Annotated in this window: 15 protein-coding genes; 7 read left to right on the forward strand and 8 right to left on the reverse strand. The window is 74.7% G+C overall.

From position 1 onward, the window contains the following. Positions 1-9: 9 nt before the first annotated feature. The 4 genes from recD to LN652_RS14310 all read right to left on the reverse strand — a co-directional run bounded on the left by recD (position 10) and on the right by LN652_RS14310 (position 8,797). On the reverse strand, positions 10-1,788 hold the full coding sequence (gene recD, locus LN652_RS14295; protein ID WP_230441286.1) for an exodeoxyribonuclease V subunit alpha: 1,779 nt from the start codon (positions 1,786-1,788) through the stop codon (positions 10-12). Further along, positions 1,785-5,138, reverse strand: a complete 3,354-nt coding sequence (locus tag LN652_RS14300; RefSeq protein WP_230441287.1) for a UvrD-helicase domain-containing protein — start codon at positions 5,136-5,138, stop codon at positions 1,785-1,787. The genes recD and LN652_RS14300 overlap by 4 nt, the downstream gene beginning before the upstream one ends. Continuing rightward, the gene (recC, locus tag LN652_RS14305) at positions 5,138-8,494 is read right to left on the reverse strand and encodes an exodeoxyribonuclease V subunit gamma (protein WP_230441288.1); all 3,357 of its coding nucleotides are present in this window, start codon (positions 8,492-8,494) and stop codon (positions 5,138-5,140) included. Before recC ends, LN652_RS14300 begins: the two co-directional genes overlap by 1 nt. 117 nt (positions 8,495-8,611) lie before the next feature. Then, a complete protein-coding gene (locus tag LN652_RS14310) occupies positions 8,612-8,797 on the reverse strand; it encodes a hypothetical protein (RefSeq protein ID WP_211734085.1) in 186 nt (61 codons plus the stop codon). Between the two features lie 119 nt (positions 8,798-8,916). On the opposite strand from LN652_RS14310, the gene LN652_RS14315 reads away from it, so the two are divergent. Next, positions 8,917-9,768: a DICT sensory domain-containing protein gene (locus LN652_RS14315; protein WP_230441289.1), complete on the forward strand. Its 852-nt coding sequence runs from the start codon at positions 8,917-8,919 to the stop codon at positions 9,766-9,768. A gap of 104 nt (positions 9,769-9,872) precedes the next feature. Here the strand turns inward: LN652_RS14315 and LN652_RS14320 are convergent, their stop codons facing one another. From LN652_RS14320 to LN652_RS14330, 3 genes are all read right to left on the reverse strand, one after another. Continuing rightward, positions 9,873-10,046, reverse strand: coding sequence for a CsbD family protein (locus tag LN652_RS14320; RefSeq protein WP_230441290.1), 174 nt, complete (start codon positions 10,044-10,046; stop codon positions 9,873-9,875). A gap of 61 nt (positions 10,047-10,107) precedes the next feature. Next, on the reverse strand, positions 10,108-10,383 hold the full coding sequence (locus LN652_RS14325) for a DUF7218 family protein (RefSeq protein ID WP_230441291.1): 276 nt from the start codon (positions 10,381-10,383) through the stop codon (positions 10,108-10,110). A gap of 68 nt (positions 10,384-10,451) precedes the next feature. Next, complete coding sequence (locus LN652_RS14330; protein ID WP_230441292.1) at positions 10,452-10,889, reverse strand: SRPBCC family protein; 438 nt, start codon at positions 10,887-10,889, stop codon at positions 10,452-10,454. An 84-nt stretch (positions 10,890-10,973) separates the two neighbouring features. On the opposite strand from LN652_RS14330, the gene LN652_RS14335 reads away from it, so the two are divergent. From LN652_RS14335 to LN652_RS14360, 6 genes are all read left to right on the forward strand, one after another. After that, a complete protein-coding gene (locus LN652_RS14335) occupies positions 10,974-11,576 on the forward strand; it encodes a Dps family protein (RefSeq protein ID WP_230441293.1) in 603 nt (200 codons plus the stop codon). A 20-nt stretch (positions 11,577-11,596) separates the two neighbouring features. Then, positions 11,597-12,784 carry a hypothetical protein gene (locus LN652_RS14340; RefSeq protein ID WP_230441294.1) on the forward strand — a complete coding sequence of 396 codons (1,188 nt, stop codon included), beginning with the start codon at positions 11,597-11,599 and terminating at the stop codon, positions 12,782-12,784. Positions 12,785-12,992: 208 nt separating this feature from the next. Next, on the forward strand, positions 12,993-14,087 hold the full coding sequence (locus LN652_RS14345) for a sugar ABC transporter substrate-binding protein (RefSeq protein ID WP_230441295.1): 1,095 nt from the start codon (positions 12,993-12,995) through the stop codon (positions 14,085-14,087). A 106-nt stretch (positions 14,088-14,193) separates the two neighbouring features. After that, a complete protein-coding gene (locus LN652_RS14350) occupies positions 14,194-14,970 on the forward strand; it encodes an ATP-binding cassette domain-containing protein (RefSeq protein WP_230441296.1) in 777 nt (258 codons plus the stop codon). Positions 14,971-14,988: 18 nt separating this feature from the next. After that, positions 14,989-16,263: a sugar ABC transporter permease gene (locus LN652_RS14355; protein WP_230441297.1), complete on the forward strand. Its 1,275-nt coding sequence runs from the start codon at positions 14,989-14,991 to the stop codon at positions 16,261-16,263. Between the two features lie 9 nt (positions 16,264-16,272). Then, on the forward strand, positions 16,273-17,505 hold the full coding sequence (locus tag LN652_RS14360; protein WP_230441298.1) for an ROK family protein: 1,233 nt from the start codon (positions 16,273-16,275) through the stop codon (positions 17,503-17,505). An 11-nt stretch (positions 17,506-17,516) separates the two neighbouring features. On the opposite strand, the gene LN652_RS14365 is transcribed toward LN652_RS14360, so the two are convergent. After that, on the reverse strand, positions 17,517-18,560 hold the full coding sequence (locus LN652_RS14365) for an ROK family protein (RefSeq protein WP_230441299.1): 1,044 nt from the start codon (positions 18,558-18,560) through the stop codon (positions 17,517-17,519). Positions 18,561-18,634: the final 74 nt, after the last annotated feature.

The following is an 18,634-nucleotide window of genomic DNA, read 5'->3' on the forward strand; positions in this document are numbered from 1 at the left end:
GGGCCGAGGCTAGCCCGGATCTGTGTCTGCCACGTTTCGGGTATCCGACAGCCGGGCACGCAGCCCGCTCGCGCGCAGCGCCTGTCGCTCGATGGCCGCACGCACCGCCGACTCCGACCCGATGACGCGGACCTTGCGCTGCGCGCGGGTGACGGCGGTGTAGAACAGCTCGCGGGTGAGCAGGCGGGAGTCCTCGTCGGGGAGCAGCACGGTCACCTCGTCGGCCTGGCTGCCCTGCGACTTGTGGATGGTCATCGCGTGCATGGTCTCCACGTCGCCGAGCCGCGACGGCGCGAGCTCCTGGAACCCGACGCCCGTGGCGATCGCGGCCCGCGGGCCCGCGGCGCCGGACACGATCACGCCGGTGTCGCCGTTGTAGACGCCGAGGGCGTAGTCGTTGGACTGCACCAGGATCGGGCGGCCGAGGTAGGCCGGGTCGAGGACCGGGACGCCGGTCTCGGCGGTGAACCACTGCTCGACGCGGCGGTTCCAGTGGCGTACGCCGAACGGGCCGTCGCGGTGGGCGCACAGCAGGCGGTGCCGGTCGAGCGCCGCGAGCGCCCGCGCCGGGTCACCCGCGGCCGCGGCGTCGTGGACCGCGAGCGCGTGGGGGAGGACGGCCGACCGGATGGTGCCGGCGGGGTCCGCCTCGGTCACCCACTCGACCGCCTCGCCGCCCGTGCGCAGCGCCTCGATCGCGGCGTCGCCGTCACCGAGCCGGAGGGCCTCGGCGAGCCGGCCGATCTCCCGGCCGTAGCGGTGGGCGGTGCGCAGCGCCGCCACCGGGGTGTCGGCGCGGTGCTCGAAGCCGCGGACCAGGTCGGTGAGGACGGCGCCGGCGTCGACGGAGGTGAGCTGGTCGGGGTCGCCCACGAGGACGAGCCGGGCCTCGGGGCGCGTGGCCTCGAGCAGCCGCGCCATCATCGTCAGCGAGACCATCGACGCCTCGTCGACGACGACGAGGTCGTGCGGGAGCCGGTTGCCGCGGTGGTGGCGGAAGCGGGTGCTGTTGCCGGGGTGCTGGCGCAGGAGCCGGTGGAGCGTCATCGCCGTCGCGCCCTCGAGCCGGGCCCGGTCGACCGGGTCGAACCGGCCGGCCGAGTCGCGCACCGACTGCTCGAGGCGGGCCGCGGCCTTGCCGGTCGGGGCCGCCAGGGCGATCCGCAGGGTCCGGCCCTGCGCCTCGGCCTGCTCGGCCAGGACGGCGAGGAGGCCGGCCACGGCCGTCGTCTTGCCGGTGCCGGGGCCGCCGGTGATGACCGTCGTCGGCTGGGTGGCCGCCCGGCGGCACGCCGCCCGCTGCTCCGCGGAGGCCGGGTCGGGGAAGACGCGCTCGAGGGCGGCGTCGAGCAGACCGGTGTCGACGAGGTGGGTCACGGCCGCCCGCTCGCCGAGGTCGGCCAGCACCTGGGTCTCCTGCTCGTGGTAGCGGTCGAGGTAGACCAGCCCGTGCTCGACGTGCACCAGGCCGCTGGCCACCACCGGGCTCGCGGCCACCGCCCGGGCCCAGCCGTCGGGCTCCGGCCACGGCACGTCGACGTCGGGGAGCGAGCCGGGGACCGCGGCGAGGTCGAGGCACACCGATCCGTGCCGCACCGCCCGCACGGACAGCGCGACCGCGAGGAGCACGGACTCGTCGGGCTCGCCGGCGAGCCGGCCGAGGGTGGTGGCGACGTGGACGTCGGCAGCGGTGACGACGCCGGCCGCGTTGAAGGCGGCCAGGGTCCCGACGGCCGCGAGGGCGAGGTCGCGGTCGTGGGCGTCGACCGGCTCGAAGGTGTCGTTCACCGGGCCACCGCCCCTCGACGTACGCCGTCGAGCAGGTCGGACAGCTCCTCCACGAGGCCCACCGGCGGGCGCCACGAGAAGACGCCGCACGGCATCCCGCCGACGACGGGGGTGTCCGGACCGCACATCCCGCGGAGGTAGAGGTAGAGCACGCCGCCGAGGTGGCGCGCGGGGTCGTAGGCGGGCAGGCGCCAGCGCAGGAAGCGGTGCAGGACGACGGTGTAGAGCAGCGCCTGCAGCGGGTAGTCGGAGTGGGCCATCGCCTCGTCGAGCACCTCCGGGCGGTAGTCGTGGGCCGTGAGCGGCTGGTCGACCGGGCCGAGCCAGTTGGTCTTGTAGTCGACCGTGAGGAACCGCTGCGCCCCGTCGACGTCGAGCCGCAGCACGACGTCGATCGAGCCGGTGAGGTAGCCGCGCAGCGACTGGCCGGCGAGGTCCGGGTCGTCGTCCAGCGCATCGGCGTAGACCCGCACGGCGTCGCCCTCGGGCAGGTGGCGGCGCAGCAGCGGCGCGAGGTCGCCGAGGCGTACGTCGTCGGCCGCGGCGCCGGTGTCGCCGCCCGCGAGGGGCAGCTCGAAGTCGAGCTCGCGCAGCCGGTCGGGGAGCCCGAGCGAGAGCAGCGTGCGGTCGTCGGCGAGCGGCCCGAGCGGACTGGTGCAGACGGCGACGAGGGCGTCGGCCAGCTCGCCCGGGTCGAGGTCGACCGGCCACCACACGAGCTGCTCCTCGACCAGCCGGAGCAGCTCGGCGCGGAGGTCGTCGGCCGCCGGGTCGGCGTGCTCGAGGACGGCGTGCACCAGCGAGCCGAAGGTCGCCCCGACGGGCAGGTCGGCCATCGGCGAGGGCACCGACGCGGTCGCGGCGGACGCGAGCTCGTCGGGGCCGGGGAGCAGGCCGTCGGTCGCGACGGCGCCGTCCTCGTCGGGCACCACCTCGGGCTCGGACAGCGCGGCGGCGCCCTGGGCGGCAGCGGCGTGGGCGGCGCTGGCGGCGGACAGCGAGGAGTAGGAGGTGCGGCGCCAGCTGGTGTCGACCGAGCGGGTGAACGACCGGACCTCGAGCCGCTCGGTCGAGCGCTCCAGCTCGCGCGGGTCGGGCGGGGCCAGGGTGGCGGGCTCGACGCTCGGGCCGCCCGCCTGCTGCCAGGCGGACAGGATGGTCATCAGCCGGTCCTCGTCGACGAGCGCCTGCGTGTCGGGGACCGGAGCCATGCCGGGCCGGCGGCCGAACAGCATCCGGTGGAGGGGCGAGTCGGGGGTGTTCCGGTCGGCCGCGGCGTACCAGGCCACGACCTGGGACTGGGCGCGCGTCATCGCGACGTAGAGCAGGCGCAGCGACTCGCCGGCGTCCTCGCGCCAGTGGCGGCGCAGCGACTCGCGGTGGTGGGGGCTGGGACCGCCGACGTCGCGGCAGCGTCGCCCCTGCTCGTCGTGGAAGAGCGGCACGACCGGGTCGCGGCCGGTGTAGCGGTTCCACAGGGTGGGGAGGTAGACCACGGGCCACTGCAGGCCCTTGCTGCCGTGGATCGTGACGAGCTGGACGGCCTCGGCGTCGGAGTCGAGGCGGCGGGTGCGCTCGGAGGCGACCTCGAGCTTGTCGTCGGCGACCTGCTCGCGCAGCCACGCCAGCAGCCCGACCAGGCCGAGGCGCTCCTCGGTCGCGACGCGCAGCAGCGACTCGCCGACGTGGCGCAGGTCAGTGAGGGTGCGCTCGCCGCCGACCCGGGCCAGCACCCGCGCGGTGAGCCCGTCGACGGCGGTCGACTCGACGACGGCGGCCACGCCGCGCTGGGTGAACACGTCGGCGAGCGTCCGGACGCGGCCGGCGAGCTCGTCGGTCAGCTCGTCGCCGCCGGCGTCGAGGGAGCCCGCGGTGTGGCCGAAGAACGAGGTGAGGGCCGCGGCGCGGACCCGGTCGGCCCGGTGCGGCTGCTCGAGCGCCTCGAGCAGGGTGAGCCACTCCGCGGCCGCGGGGGTGTGGAAGACCGACCCACCGGCGTTGACGACCGACGGGACCCCGACCGCGGCGAGCGCGTGCTGCACCGCCTCGAGCTCGTTGCGGCGGGCGGCGAGCACGGCGATGTCGCCGGGCTGCAGGGGGCGCCCGTCGAAGGTCGGGGCCGACTCGATCAGCCGCTTGATGTCGTGGGCGGTGTCGGTGATGACGTGGTCGCGCCACAGGGCCACCGGCGGCCTGGACCGCGGTCCCTTGCCGAGCTCGGCGCGGCGCACCACCCGCAGCCGGAACGGGGCGCCCGCCCCGACCAGCCGGGACTCGTCGAGGTGGGCGTCGACGGGGTGGACGACGATGCGCTCGTCGCCGAGCTGGGCTCCGCCGAGCACCGCGTGCACCGCCTGCAGGAGGGGTCGGTCGGAGCGCCAGTTGACCCCGAGGGTCTGGGTGGTCGACGCGGTCTCGGCGGCCTGGAGGTAGGTGACGACGTCGCCGCCGCGGAAGGCGTAGATGGCCTGCTTCGGGTCGCCGATCAGCACCATCGTGGTGGTCGCGGAGAAGGCCCGCCGGAAGACCTGCCACTGGACCGGGTCGGTGTCCTGGAACTCGTCGATCAGCACGAACTTCCAGCGGTGCTGCATGCGGCGGCGGGCGGCCGCGGTGGTGTCCTCGAGGGCGTCGGCGAGCTGGCCGAGCAGGTCGTCGTAGCTGAGGATCCCGAGGCGGCGCTTGCGGCGCTCGACCTCCTCGAGCACCTGGCTCGCGAACCGCACCCGCATCGCCGCGGTCGAGTCGGGCGCCTCGGTGAGCACCTCGGCGGGCGCGACGACGGCGCGCGGGTCGCCGACGACCGAGCGGGCGAGCTCGAGCGCCGACGCGCGCGACCACGGCGGGGACTGCTCCTGGCCGAAGGTCGCGAGGTAGAGGTCGTCGACGGCCTCGGCGGTGAGCTGCTCGAGGTCCTCGACGAGGGTGGCGGACTCGTCGGTGTCGCCCGCGACGCCGAGGCTGCGCAGCACCAGCTGGCAGAACTGGTGGATGGTCGCGATGGTCGCCGCGTCGAAGGACACCAGCGCCGTGGTGAGGCGCTCGAGGCGCACGGCGAGGTCGGCGGCGTCGGCGTCGAGGAGCCAGTCGTGCAGGCGGTTGGCGGGGTCGCGCTCGAGCCGGCCGCCGAGCACCTGGACCGCCTCGTCGAGCTGGCGGCGCACGCGCTCGCGCAGCTCCTGGCTCGCCGCGCGGGTGAAGGTGACGACCAGCATCTCGTCGAGCGGGGAACCGAGCGCGACGTGCTTGGTCACGAGCGCCGCGATGGTCCAGGTCTTGCCGGTGCCGGCGCTCGCCTCGAGCAGGGTGGTGCCGGGCGCGAGGTCGGACGCGATGTCGAAGACGTCCATCACAGCCCCCTGACCTGGGCGTGGCCGCCGTCGATCAGCGGCCCCCACAGCCGCCACGCGAAGTGACCGAGGCGGTGCGGGCCGTCCTCGCCGGGCCGCGGTGGTGCGGCCAGGAGCCCGAGGTCGGCGTGCTCGCCGAACGCGCGGACGTGCCACGGGTCGGCGTCCTCCTTGGGGAACCCCGCGTCGTTGAAGCGGGGCGTCTCCCACTCGGCACGGGCCTTCACGTCGGGGTCGCCGTCGCTGCCGGCGCGCACCCGGCGCAGCTCCTCGGCCCACGCGAGGGACGTCTTCACCGGCATTGGGAGCGGCTCGCGCTGCCCGAGGTCGTAGAGGGCGACGAGGTCGCGCAGCCACTGCTCGGCCTCGTGCTGGGCGAGCGGCGCGACCTGCTGGACCTGTCCGCCCGAGCGGTGCTTGCCGATGGTGTGGACCGTCCAGTTCTCGTCGGGCAGCCCGGCACCGAGCGCGAGGGCGTCGAGCCAGGCGGCGAGGCGGTGCTTGGCGCCGAGGTTGGAGAACGACACCGAGACGGCGTTGTTGCCCCACACGTCGCTCACCGTCCCGGACAGGCGCCGCCCGCCGCCCAGGTCGATGTCGACGTCGAGCGTGCGGTGCGCGCCGCGGCGCAGCCGCTGGGCGGCCTCGACCAGCGGGCGGGCGTGGGTGACCACGTCGGTGAGCACGCCGACGCCGAGGCCGCCCGGCGGGAGGGTGCCGGCGAGCTGCTCGGCGACCATGGCGGCCTGCGGGTCGGCGCCGGCCATCACGTGGGAGACGATGCGGTCCCCGACCGCCCACTTCTCCAGCGCGTCGAGGGTGATCGGGATGGCGTCCTTGACCTCGTCGGCGTCGTAGGGCCGGGCGATCCGCAGCCGCCGGAAGAAGCCGCGTACCGGGTGGGCGAGGAAGTCGTGCAGGTCGGCCAGCGACACGTCACCGTCGGCCGACGCGGGCGCCGGGAGCGGGTCGGGCACGAGCACCCGCACCGGGGCGCGGTCGTGGCGGGCCGCGGTGGCCCCGGCGAGCGCGAACCGGTCGAACGTGAACGGGCCGCCGGGGCGCAGCCGGCCGGCCACGAAGTTGCCCTCGTCGAACGGCTGGAGCGGGTGCTGGGTGAGGACGTGGTCGCGCACCGGCGCCGCCGCCGTGCGGTCGAGCGCGTCGAGCAGCTCGCCGAGCGGCACGGCGGGCGGACGCTCGGCGCCGTTGTGCTCGCCGCGACCGGTGTAGGTGATGACCAGCTTGTCGGTGGCCGAGACGATCGCGTCGAGGAAGAGCTGGCGGTCCTCGGCGCGGAGGTCGCGCTCGCCGGTGCGCGGGCGGCGCGCGAGGACGTCGTCGCCGTCGACCGTCGACACCCGCGGGAACACGCCGTCGTCGAGCCCCACCAGGCACACGACGCGGTGCGGCACCGAGCGCATCGGCACCATCGTGCAGACGGTGAGGGTGCCGGTGCGGAAGTTGGAGCGGGTCGGACGCCCGCGCAGGCGCTGGCGCAGGAGCGCGCGCACGTCGGCCTGGCGCAGGGTCGTGCCGGTGTCGGCGGCGCCGGCCGCGATCCGCGCGACCTCGCGGTCGAACTGGGCGACCTGCCAGACCTCGGTCGGCGGCGTCGAGGTGAGCCGGTGCACCGCCTCGGAGACGGCGCTCGTCCAGTCGGTCACGGTCTGCGCGCGCTCGGCCGCGTCGACGAAGGCGTGCAGCCGCTCGACCATCTCGGCGAAGCGGCCGACCAGGTCGAGGTCGCCGTCGCTCACGTCGTCGACCGGCACGGTGCCGGAGACCTGTCGGTGGTCGAGGCCCGACATGGCAGCGCCGAGCAGCACCCGACGCAGGCCGGCCACCCAGGTGTTGGCCTCGAGCCCCTCGAGGCCGAAGGCCCCGCGGTGGTGCCCGTCGTAGCCCCACCGGATGCCGCTCTCCTGCACCCAGTGGGAGATCCGCTCGAGCTCGTCGTCGCCGAAGCCGAACCGGCTCCGCACCGGGTCGGCGCCCGCGACGTCGAGCACCTGGCTCGCGGTCATCCGGCCCCGCACGAGCTCGACGAGCTGGGCGGCCAGCGCGAGCAGGGGGTTGGTGGCGGCGAGCGAGCGGTCGGCGAGGCGGACCCGCAGCTGGTGGCCCGGGTGGCCCGCGCCCTCGCCCGCCACGTCGGCCATGCCGAAGGCCGCCGAGATCAGCGGGGCGAAGGTCTCGATGTCGGGGACCATCACGAGGATGTCGCGCGGCTCGAGCGTCGGGTCGTCCTCGAGCAGGCCCACCAGCACCTCGCGGAGCACGTCGACCTGGCGCGCGGAGCCGTGGCAGGCGTGCACCTGGACCGAGTCGTCGACGCCGCCGCGCGCGGCCCGCTCGTCCGGGTCGGGGGCGTGGTTGGCGCGGAGGTCGGCCTGCAGCCAGCCGAGCAGGGTGTCCGGCGCGACGGGCGGTGGTCCGGCCGGCTCGGTGGGCAGGTCGCCCAGCGTGCGTCGCAGCTCGCGCGCGTCGCGCCCGAGCGAGCCGAGGAGCGGGTGGCCGACCGCGTCGGCCGAGCGGTCGCCCGCGCGCGGCACCGGCCCCTCGGCGGCGAACGGCGCGAGGGCCTGCCAGAGCGCGGTGGAGGCCTGGGGGAGCCAGAGGTGGACGTCGCGGACCTCGCCGAGCGCGGCGAGCAGCGACACCTCGGTCTCGGGGAGCCGGGTGTGGCCGAAGAGGGAGAGCCGCGGCGGCAGGTCGAGGCCGGCCGGGTCGCCCCCGCCGGCGCGGAGCCGGTCGAGCGTCGCGGCGTGACGGACGTCGGGGGGCTGGTCGCCGACGGCGTCGAGCAGCCGTCGCCAGAGCTCCGCGTGCCACCGCAGGTCGTCGTCGAGCCGACCGCCGGCCCCGTCGGAGTCGCGGCCCTCGCGCCAGTCGGCCAGCAGGGCCGGGCGCTGCACCGCGTAGGAGGCGAAGAGGGCGGCCAGCCGTCGGGCGACGGAGTAACGGCGCGCGCTGCGCTCGTCGGCCGGGTCGCCGCCACCGAGGTGGCGGGTCAGGTCGGCGAAGCCCGGGGAGCCGAGCGCGTCGTCGATCACCGCGAGCAGCGGCCACGCCAGCCGGTCGGGGCTCCAGGGGTCCTCGGCGTCACGGTCGAGGAGCATCGACACGAGCGAGTGGGGCGAGACGAAGTCGACGCCCGCGCACACGCCGTCCGAGCCGCGGGGACCGGTGCCGAGCCGGTGCGAGAGCCGCTGGGTGAGCCACCGCTCGACGCCTCGGGCGGGGACCACGACCACCTCGCGGGCGAAGGGGTCCGCCAGCGGGACGGCGAGCAGGTCGCCGAGGGCACCCGCGAGCGCGTCGGTCCGCTCGGCGGTGTGCAGGTGGAGGGTCACGGCGCTCACCCTATGGGCGGGGACCGACACCTCGGGCGGGGCGGGCGCGCTCCGGGTCGACCACCCGGTGACCGGGTCGACCCCCGCCGCGCGGAAGGAGCGCGGCGGGGGTCGTGCTCAGCGCCGCGGCAGCGGACGCGGAGCGGGCGCCGGCGAAGCGCCCCGGTCGAGGGCCCGCGGCACGGGGGCCGCCGCGGGGCGCTCGATCTCGTCTGCGCGGAGCGCGTCCATCCGCCAGATGACCGCGCACCCCACGATCGCGACGATGATGGCCATGGTGCTGATGAAGATCATGCTGCCCATGAGGACCTCCTCGGTCTGGGGTGAGGTTCCCTCGACGGGAACCTCTGCAATCATGTATAGATTACTTCCGCAACGTTGACAAGACCTTTCTAGGCACGACCTTCACGAGGGAGACGACGATGGCCGGTCCGAACGAGGGGTTCAGCATCGGCGTGCTCGCCGCACGCACCGGGCTCACGCCGACGGTGCTGCGCACGTGGGAGAGCCGCTTCGGGTTCCCCGCGGGCGAGCGCGCGCCGTCCGGGCACCGCCGGTTCACCGACGCCGACGTCGACCAGGTGCGACAGGTGCTCGAGGTCCGGTCGTCCGGCGCCACGCTGCAGGCCGCCATCGACGCGGTGTCGCGCCGCAGCGAGCAGGTCGTCGCCGACTCGGTCCACGCCGCGCTGGTCGAGCAGTTCCCGGACCTGCGCCCGCAGCGCTTCGGTCGCCGCGCCCTGGTGGCCGCCTCGCACGCCATCGAGGACGAGGCCCTCGCGCGTGCCGAGCGGGCCGTCGTGCTCGGCGCGTTCCAGCGGGGCCACAACTACGCGTGGTCGCAGCACCGCTGGGACGAGCTGGCCCGGACCGCGCTCTGGTCGGCGGTCGTCGCCGACTTCGCCGGCGCGGGCGACCTGCCCCCCGACGCGACCGCGACCCCCGCGCGCTGCCAGCTCCCGGACGACTCCCCGATGCGCCGGGAGTGGACGGTCGTGACGCTCTCGCCCTCGCGGGGAGCGGTCCTGTCCGCCTGGGAGGTGCCGTCGCGACCGGGCGACACCCGCACCTTCGAGTCCGTCGTGAGCACCCACCGCCCGGTGGTGCTCGCGGCCGCGCGGGTCCTGGTCGCGGTCGCCGAGGCGTCGGGCGCCGTGGCGCCGCCGCACGTCGTGGAGCTGCTCGACGAGCACGCGCCGCAGCCGTCGCCGTCCCCGGTGGACGGGGACCGCATGTGGTTGCGCGCGCTCGCCCTCCTCGATCCCGAGGGCTGACCCGAGGGTCCGAGGAGGGGTCCGGACACGGGAAGGGCCGGCCCGCACGTGCGTGACGTGCGGTGCCGGCCCACCCCCGACCGCGTACGGTCGTGGCCCCCGTGTCAGCTCTTGAAGACGTCCTTGATCTTCTCGCCGGCCTGCTTGAGGTTGGCGCCCGTCTTCTCGCCCTTGCCCTCGGCCTCCATCTGCTCGTCGCCGGTGGCGCGGCCGGTGGCCTCCTTGGCCTTGCCCTTGAGCTCCTCGCCCTTGTTGCCGATCTTGTCGTCCAGGCCCATCGTGTGCTCCTCGTGTCGAGTGGTGCTCCCGCGGCCCTCGGGTGAGGGGCGCCCGGGTCGGTCAGTGGTGGCGCAGTGCCTCGACCAGCTCGTCCTTGGTCATCGAGGAGCGTCCGGCGATGTCGAGCTCGGCGGCGCGGTGGCGCAGCTCCTCGACCGTGCGGGCCTCGTAGTCGCGCGCCTCGCCGCCGCGCTCGCCCACGGACGTGCGGCCCTCGGCGGCGGCGGCGTTGGCGATCCGGGCGGCCTTCTCCTTGCTGGCGCCCTCGTCGCGGAGGGCCTCGTAGACCTCCGGGTCCTTGACCGACGGTCCGGGGTCCCTCCGCTTCTCAGCCATGCCTCCACCGTGCCACCGGGGTGGTCGTCCTGCACCACCCGTCGGGAGGTGAGGGGCCGAGGGCGGGGTCAGCCGGCGAGGCGGTCGAGGCTCGCGCGCAGCTGCGGCAGGGTCTTCGCGGCCAGCACCGGCAGCCAGAGCCCGACGACCGGAGAGCCGAGCGCGGCGATCCCGGAGAAGGAGAAGTCGGCCGAGTAGCGCACCTGCGTCCCCGACCCCGAGGGCTCCAGCTCGAAGCGGTCGTGGCCCGCGAAGCCGTCGCGGCCGCCCTCGAGGTGGACCAGGCGGCCGGGCTCCAGTGCGACCGCGGTGTAGGTGAGCTCCACCTCGCGCCCGAGGAACGACGACACGTTGCGGTAGGTCGTCCCCTCGCCCCCGTCGCCGGCGACCCGCTCGCACGACCGGGTGCCCGGGTCCCACTCCTCGGCGTTGCGGAAGTCGGCGAGGTAGGCGTAGGCCGCCTCGGGCGCGGCGGACGTGGTGAAGGTGCGGGCAATCGAGGGCATGCCACGACGCTAGCGCCCACCCGCACGGGTGGAAGATCGCCGCTGCCCGTGAGTTTGTCCAAGGTTCGTCCTACCTTGGACGGCATGGACACCACCAGCACCGACACCACCGTCACCAGCGGCTCGGACGCGCCGCTGACCGTCCCCGGCCTCGCCACCTCGACGGGCCATGCCGTCGCCGACGCGCTGCAGATGCGCGTGCACGCGCTCAACGACCTGCAGCTCACCCTCAAGCACGCCCACTGGAACGTCGTGGGCCCGCACTTCATCGGCGTCCACGAGATGCTCGACCCGCAGATCGACGGCGTGCGCGACATGGTCGACGTCCTCGCCGAGCGGATGTCGACCCTCGGCGTGCCGCCCAACGGCCTGCCCGGCGCGCTCGTCTCGGCGAGGACGTGGGACGACTACTCCCTCGACCGCGCCGACACCGCGGCGCACCTCGCGGCCCTCGACCTCGTCTACACCGGCGTCATCGAGGACCACCGCAAGGCGATCGCCGCCGTGGGCGACGACCCGGTCACCGAGGACATCCTCATCGGCCAGACCGCCGACCTCGAGCAGTTCCAGTGGTTCGTCCGGGCGCACCTGCAGGGCACCAGCGGCGCGCTGGTCTCCGACGGCGCCTCCGGCGAGGTCGCGGCCGCCGAGTCGACCGTCGGCGCAGGGGCTCCCGCCCAGCGCTGAGCCTTGGCACACTCGGCCCGGTGAGCAGGCTCCCGGGACCGGCAGCGGTCGCAGCCGCCCTGGGCCTCGTGGCCCTGGGCGGCTGCTCCGCGTCGCCGGCGCCCGACCCCGAGCCGGTGCTCGCGTCCGTGCAGTGGGCGGAGCACCCGCTCCCGGCGCCGCCGGGGCCGGCGGGCCGGACGGTCGTCCGCGACGCCGTCGCGTGCGGCGGCGGCTGGTGGGTGGTCGGCGCGGTCTTCCTCGACCACCCGACCGAGACCCGCGACACCCGCCCCGCGGCCTGGTTCTCCGCCGACCGCGAGACGTGGCGTGCGGTGCCCGTCACCATGACGACCTACTGGGGGCGGCGCGCCATCCTCGGCTCGGTCGCCTGCTCGCGCGGGCGCGTCGTCGCGGTGGGAGCGCGCGCCGGCGGCGCCCACGGCAACCCGCGGGTCACCACCTTCCGCCCCGCGGGCGAGGGGTTGGTGGACGTCCGCACCACCTTCGTGCAGTACGGCGGCGTCAGCGCCACGAACGTCGGGCCCGTGTCGGGCGGCGACGCCGGCTGGATGATCGCCGGCAACCGCACGTCGGGCCCCGGGGTCTGGGTCACCGACGACCCGCGCGGCTTCACCCGCGTGGAGGGAGAGCCGGGTCTCACCGACGACGGCGACCTCGAGTCGCTCGCCCAGGCCGCCGGCTGGACGGGATCGGAGTGGGTGCTCGTCGGCGCCGGCTCCCGCATCGGCCACCGCCTCGACCAGGACCCGCTCGCCTGGACGTCGCCGGACGGGCTGGCGTGGACGGCCGAGGACGTACCCGCCCGGGAGGGGTTCGAGGACCTCCACCGCGTCGTGGCGCTCGACGACCGGACGGTCGTCGCGGTCGGCCGCAGCGGCGACACCTTCGCGGCCTGGCTGCGCGAGGACGGCACGTGGTCGGACGCCGTCGCGTTCGGCGCGATCTCCGACGACTGGCGCGGCACGCCCTACGTCGCCTCCCTCGCCCGCACCCCGCTCGGCCTGCTCGCCACCCTGAGCACCGGGGACCACTACGAGCTGTGGCGCAGCGAGGACGGCCGCGCCTGGACCCGCGTCGAGGTGCCGCTCGAGCCCCCCACCGCGGGCGACCACACGCTCGTGGCGGCCGAGGGCGACGAGCTGCTCCTCCTCGGCGACGCCGGCGACGGGGGCCACGTCTGGAGCGGCACCGTCGTCGCCCGCTGACAGCCACCGCGGGCCCACTGGTCCAGTCCGGTCCCAGGGGCCCGCACGCGTGGCGAGGGTCACGCGAGGTAACGAACCGGCAACGGTCGCGCGCGGCTCTGGACGTGACCACGGTCACTCCATATGTTGTTCCGAACAACATATGTACGACGGCTTGGCGCCCAGGACCAGCCGACGTGCGATTCGAAATCGCTAGGAGGCGGTTCGTGTGAAGCGGAAGCACAGTCTGGTCCTCGTCACCCTCGTGGGTGCGGCCATGTCCCTGTCGGCGTGCGGCAGCGACTCCGGCGACGACGGCGGCAGCGGCGACAGCGGCAGCGGTTCGGAGGCGACCGGCAAGATCGGCGTCATCCTCCCCGACACCGAGTCCTCGGTGCGCTGGGAGAGCGCGGACCGACCGGCCCTCGAGGCGGCGTTCGAGGAGGCGGGCGTCGACTACGACATCCAGAACGCCGAGGGCGACGCGAACAAGATGACCCAGATCGCCGACTCGATGATCGGCAACGGCGTCACCGTCCTCGCCATCGTCAACCTCGACTCCGAGTCGGGCGCGGCCATCCAGGAGAAGGCCCAGGAGCAGGGCGTCGCCACGATCGACTACGACCGCCTGACCCTCGGTGGCTCGGCGGAGTACTACGTGTCGTTCGACAACACCAAGGTCGGCGAGCTGCAGGGCCAGGGCCTCGCGGACTGCCTCGGTGACAAGGACGCCAACATCGTCTACCTCAACGGCTCGCCCACCGACAACAACGCGACGCTGTTCGCCGAGGGCGCGCACAGCGTGCTCGACGAGATGAGCAACTACACGGTCGTCGGCGAGCAGGCGGTCCCGGACTGGGACAACGAGCAGGCGGCCACGATCTTCCAGCAGCTCTACACCGCTGCCGACGGCAAGGTCGACGGCGTGCTGGCGGCCAACGACGGTCTCGGCGGTGCGGCGATCAGCATCCTCGAGGGCGCCGGCCAGGCCGGCAAGGTCCCGGTCACCGGCCAGGACGCCACGGTCGAGGGCCTGCAGAACGTCCTCGCCGGCACCCAGTGCATGACGGTCTACAAGTCCGCCACGCAGGAGGCCGGCGCGCTGGCCGAGGTCGCCATCGCGCTCGCCAACGGCGACGAGGCCGACACCACCGGCACCACGGTCGACTCCTCCGACGACAGCGAGGTCCCCTCGATCCTGCTCACCCCGCAGGCGATCACCAAGGACAACGTGGGCGACGTGATCGACGACGGCGGCCAGAAGCTCGAGGACGTGTGCACCGACAAGTTCGCCGACCTCTGCGCCGAGGCCGGTATCTCCTGATCCGCTGACGCACCCAGAGCGACGACGCCCGGTCGGGCAGACCCGGCCGGGCGTCGTTCCTCGTCCACCCGCACAACAAATTCGTTCGCGATCGGAAGTGATCCTCATGACCCAACCGCTGCTCGAGCTGCGCGGAGTCAACAAGAGCTTCGGCGTGGTGCACGTCCTCCACGACGTCGACTTCGCCGTCTACCCGGGTCAGGTCACCGCGCTCGTCGGTGACAACGGCGCCGGCAAGTCGACCCTCGTCAAGATCATCGCCGGCATCTACGGCCGCGACAGCGGCGAGTACCTCTTCGACGGGCAGCAGGTCGACGTCCACGGTCCGCGCGACGTGGCCGCCCTCGGCGTCGAGATCGTCTACCAGGACCTCGCGCTCTGCGACAACCTGGACATCGTCCAGAACATGTTCCTCGGTCGCGAGGAGACGTCCCGGTTCGGGCTCGACGAGGTCACCATGGAGACCCGCGCCCGCGAGACGCTGTCGTCGCTGTCGGTGCGGACGGTCAAGTCGGTGCGCCAGAGCGTCGCCAGCCTGTCCGGCGGCCAGCGCCAGACCGTCGCCATCGCCAAGGCGGTGCTGTGGAACTCCAAGGTCGTCCTGCTCGACGAGCCGACCGCCGCCCTCGGTGTGGCCCAGACCCGCCAGGTGCTCGACCTGGTGCGCCGCCTCGCCGACCACGGCCTCGGCGTCGTGCTGATCTCGCACAACATGGGTGACGTCTTCGAGGTCGCCGACCGGATCACCGCCCTCTACCTCGGCCGCGTGGCCGCGGACGTCCCGGCGAAGGACGTCACGCACAGCCAGGTCGTCGAGCTCATCACCGCCGGACGCTCCGGGGACCTCGGCATCTCCGAGAACCCCGCGACCGCGACCGTCTGAGAAGGACCGGAGACCACCATGACTGCTTCCACCGACACCGCGTCCGCCCCGGCGGCCGGCGGGTTCGACAACGACAACCGCCAGGCCGGCGGCCTCGGTGACGCGTTCCGCGACTACCTCAACCGGCTGCGCGGCGGCGACATGGGCGCGCTGCCGGCGATCTTCGGCCTCGTCGTGTTGTTCATCGTCTTCAGCTCGCTGCACGACCGGTTCCTCACGACCTACAACATGGCCAACCTGGTCATCCAGGCCGGCTCGATCATCGTCCTGGCGATGGGCATCGTCTTCGTGCTGCTGCTCGGCGAGATCGACCTGTCCGCGGGCGTCGCCGGCGGCGCATCGGCGACGGTGACCACGCTGATGCTGATCGACCACGACTGGACGTGGTGGCTGGCCACCCTCCTGGGCATCGCCGTCGGCGCGGTCATCGGCCTGGCCATCGGGTCGCTCGTCTCGATGCTCGGCATCCCGTCGTTCGTCGTCACCCTGGCCTTCTTCCTCGGCCTGCAGGCCGTGCCCCTCAAGCTGATCGGTGCCGGTGGTTCGCTGCGGTTCAACGACCCGGTGCTGCGGGGGCTGTCGATCAAGAACGTGCCGGTCACGGCCGGCTGGATCGCAGCCCTGGTCATCGTGCTCGGCTTCGCCGCGCTGTCGCTCTACCGCTACCGCTCGCTGTCGGCCAAGGGCCTGGTCCACCCGCCCATCGCCCTCGTGGTCCTGCGCATCGGCGTGCTGGCCGTGATCGTGCTCGGCATCACCGCACTGCTCAGCGCGAACCGTGCACCCAACCCCAACCTGTTCACCATCAGCGGCATCCCGTGGGTGCTCCCCGTCGTCATCGCGCTGCTGCTGTTCTGGACGTTCATCCTCACCAGGACCCGCTTCGGGCGACACCTCTACGCCGTCGGCGGCAACGCCGAGGCGGCGCGCCGCGCCGGCATCAACGTGACCCGGGTGCGCATCTCGGCGTTCGTCATCTGCTCCTCCATGGCAGCCGTGGCCGGCCTGCTGTCGGCGTCCTACACCGGCAAGGTGTCCCCGGGAGCCGGCGGCGGCAACGACCTGCTCTACGCCGTGGGTGCGGCGGTCATCGGTGGCACCAGCCTGTTCGGTGGCCGGGGCCGGGCGATGGACGCGCTGATCGGCGGTCTCGTCATCGCGACGATCCCCAACGGCCTGGGCCTGCTCAACCAGGCGAGCTACATCAACTTCATCGTGACCGGTGGCGTGCTGCTGCTGGCCGCGAGCGTGGATGCGATCTCGCGCCGTCGCCGCTCCTCGGCAGGCGTCTAGGTCACGACCATGAGCCCGCAGCAGCGGCGCTCCGGCCTCGGCACCAACCAGGAGGCCGTCCGGCGCCACAACCTCGGGACGCTGCTCCGGCACGTCCACGGCGCCGGACAGATCTCCCGGGCCGAGCTCACCAGCCTGATGGGGCTCAACCGCAGCACCATCGCGGCGCTGGTGGGCGAGCTGGAGACGCTCGGGATCTCCGAGCGGGCCACCCCGGTCGGGGGCGCACGGCAGGGAGCCGGGCGCCCCTCGGCAGGGGTGCGGATCGCCGCCGAGGGCCCGTTCGTCATCGCGGTCGACCTCGGCGTGGACCGCGCGGTCGTGGCACGGATCGGCCTCGGCGGCCGGGTCCTGCAGCGCGCCCAGGCGCCGGTGCAGAGCGACGGCGAGGCGTGGCAGGTCGGCGCGTCGGTGGCCGCCCTGATCCGCGGGGTCGTCGAGGACGCCCCGGCGGCGGCGCCGCTGGTCGGGATCGGCATCAGCGTGCCCGGCCTGGTGCGGCGCAGCGACGGGTTGATCCGGCTCGCGCCCAACCTCGAGTGGCACGACGTCTCCTTCGGCGGCATCGTCCTCGCCGCGCTCGGCCTCGACGTGCCGGTCTCGCTCGCCAACGACGCCGACCTCGGCGCGCTGGCGGAGCACATCCGCGGCGCCGGCGTCGGCGTCGACGACCTGATCTACGTCTCCGGCAACGTCGGTGTCGGCGCCGGCGTGATCGCCGGCGGCCACCGGCTCGAGGGCGCGGGCGGCTACGCCGGCGAGATCGGGCACCTGCGGTTCAACCCCGAGGGCCGGCCCTGCCACTGCGGCAACCGCGGCTGCTGGGAGACCGAGGTCGGCGCCCACGCCATCGCCGAGGCGATCCACTGCCCGCCCGACAAGGTGGCGCAGCTCGACGAGGTGCTCGACGGCTTCCCCCAGCCGTCGCGGGAGCTGCGCGAGACCGGCACCGCGCTCGGCCACGGGCTGGCGAGCATCGTCAACACCTTCAACCCGCGCATGGTCGTGCTCGGCGGCTACTTCCGCTCGCTCTACCGGCTGGTCGGGCCGGAGGTCTCGGCCGGCCTGGCCGACCGCGCGCTCCCGGCCCCGCTGGAGTCGGTGACGCTGTCCCTGCCGGCGCTCGGCTCGGACTCGCCGCTGCTGGGCGCCGCCGAGATCGCCCTCGAGCCGCTCTTCGTCGACCCCGTCGCCGCCCTGGGCAGCGCGCTGGTCGACGTCCGCGGACGCCTCGCCGGCTGAGCGGTCCGGGCTCAGCCGGGCCCGGTGAGGTCGCGCTCGCCGGCGAGCACCGGGCCGAGGGCCAGCTCGGCCGCGCCGAGTGCGGCGGCGCCGGTGCCGAGGCTGCTGAGCCGCAGCTCCGGTCGTACCTGCGCGGCCGAGGCCAGGCGCTCGTCGAGGGTGCGCCGCGCCGGGTCGAGGACGAGGTCGCCGAGCGGGGCGAAGTAGCCGCCGAGGACGACCACCTCCGGGTCGAGCACGCTGCTCAGCATCGCGATGCCGAGCCCGAGGTCGCGGCCGACCCGCTCCAGGCCGGCCCGCACCGCGGGGTCCGCCGCGGCGCGCGCCGCCACCGCCTCGGCGGAGCGGAGCGGCGTGTCGAGCTCCGGCATGCCGACCGCGGCGAGCATGGCGTGCAGCCCGACCGAGGCCTCCCAGCAGCCGCGCCGGCCGCACCCGCAGGTCGCCGTCGAGTCGCCGATCGGCATGTGGCCGACCTCGCCGGCGAAGCCCGCCGCGCCGCGCATCACCTCGCCGTCCTGCACGATCCCGGCGCCGATGCCGACGGTGCCGGTGAGGTAGAGCGCGTGGTCGACGCCGGTCGCGGCGCCGTGGTGCGCCTCGGCGTACGCCGCGCAGTTGGCGTCGTTGCTCACGCCCACCCGCACGCCGGGGAGCAGGTCGTCGAGCGCCCGGGCCAGCGACGCCCCCTCGGCCCCGGCGCGCAGGTTCGGCGCCCACGCCACCGTCCGGTCGTCGCCGCGGACCAGCGCCGGCACCGCCACGCCCGCACCGAGGACCGTGCACCCGTCGGCCCCCTGCGCGAGCGCGTCGCGCGCGATCGCGAGCAGGCCGTCGAGGTCGGTGCTGGTGGTGGCCGCGCGGGTCTCGGCGAGCCGGGTGCGCCCGGCGAGGTCGAGCACGACGGCCGAGACGTAGTCGACGTTGAGCTCGAGGCCCAGGCTCACGAAGCGGTCCCCGCGCAGCGCGACCGGGCGGCCCGGTCGGCCGCGGGCGCCGGCCCGCGGTTCCTCCTCGGCGACCGCACGGGCGGCCTCGAGGTCGGCGACGATCACGCCGACCGTCGCCTTGGCCAGGCCGGTCCGCTGCGCGAGGGTGGCCCGCGACGACGGGCCCGAGCGGCGCAGCT

This window comes from Nocardioides okcheonensis (assembly GCF_020991065.1).
Taxonomy (GTDB): Bacteria; Actinomycetota; Actinomycetes; order Propionibacteriales; family Nocardioidaceae; genus Nocardioides; species Nocardioides okcheonensis.

Bases quoted from the DNA above. Each gene is read 5' to 3' on its own strand.
- LN652_RS14320 (WP_230441290.1), bottom strand. From the start codon at position 10,046: ATGGGCCTGGACGACAAGATCGGCAACAAGGGCGAGGAGCTCAAGGGC.
- LN652_RS14300 (WP_230441287.1), bottom strand. From the start codon at position 5,138: ATGGACGTCTTCGACATCGCGTCCGACCTCGCGCCCGGCACCACCCTG.
- LN652_RS14355 (WP_230441297.1), top strand. From the start codon at position 14,989: ATGACTGCTTCCACCGACACCGCGTCCGCCCCGGCGGCCGGCGGGTTC.
- LN652_RS14330 (WP_230441292.1), bottom strand. From the start codon at position 10,889: ATGCCCTCGATTGCCCGCACCTTCACCACGTCCGCCGCGCCCGAGGCG.
- LN652_RS14350 (WP_230441296.1), top strand. From the start codon at position 14,194: ATGACCCAACCGCTGCTCGAGCTGCGCGGAGTCAACAAGAGCTTCGGC.
- LN652_RS14335 (WP_230441293.1), top strand. From the start codon at position 10,974: ATGGACACCACCAGCACCGACACCACCGTCACCAGCGGCTCGGACGCG.
- LN652_RS14315 (WP_230441289.1), top strand. From the start codon at position 8,917: ATGGCCGGTCCGAACGAGGGGTTCAGCATCGGCGTGCTCGCCGCACGC.
- LN652_RS14360 (WP_230441298.1), top strand. From the start codon at position 16,273: ATGAGCCCGCAGCAGCGGCGCTCCGGCCTCGGCACCAACCAGGAGGCC.
- LN652_RS14310 (WP_211734085.1), bottom strand. From the start codon at position 8,797: ATGGGCAGCATGATCTTCATCAGCACCATGGCCATCATCGTCGCGATC.
- LN652_RS14325 (WP_230441291.1), bottom strand. From the start codon at position 10,383: ATGGCTGAGAAGCGGAGGGACCCCGGACCGTCGGTCAAGGACCCGGAG.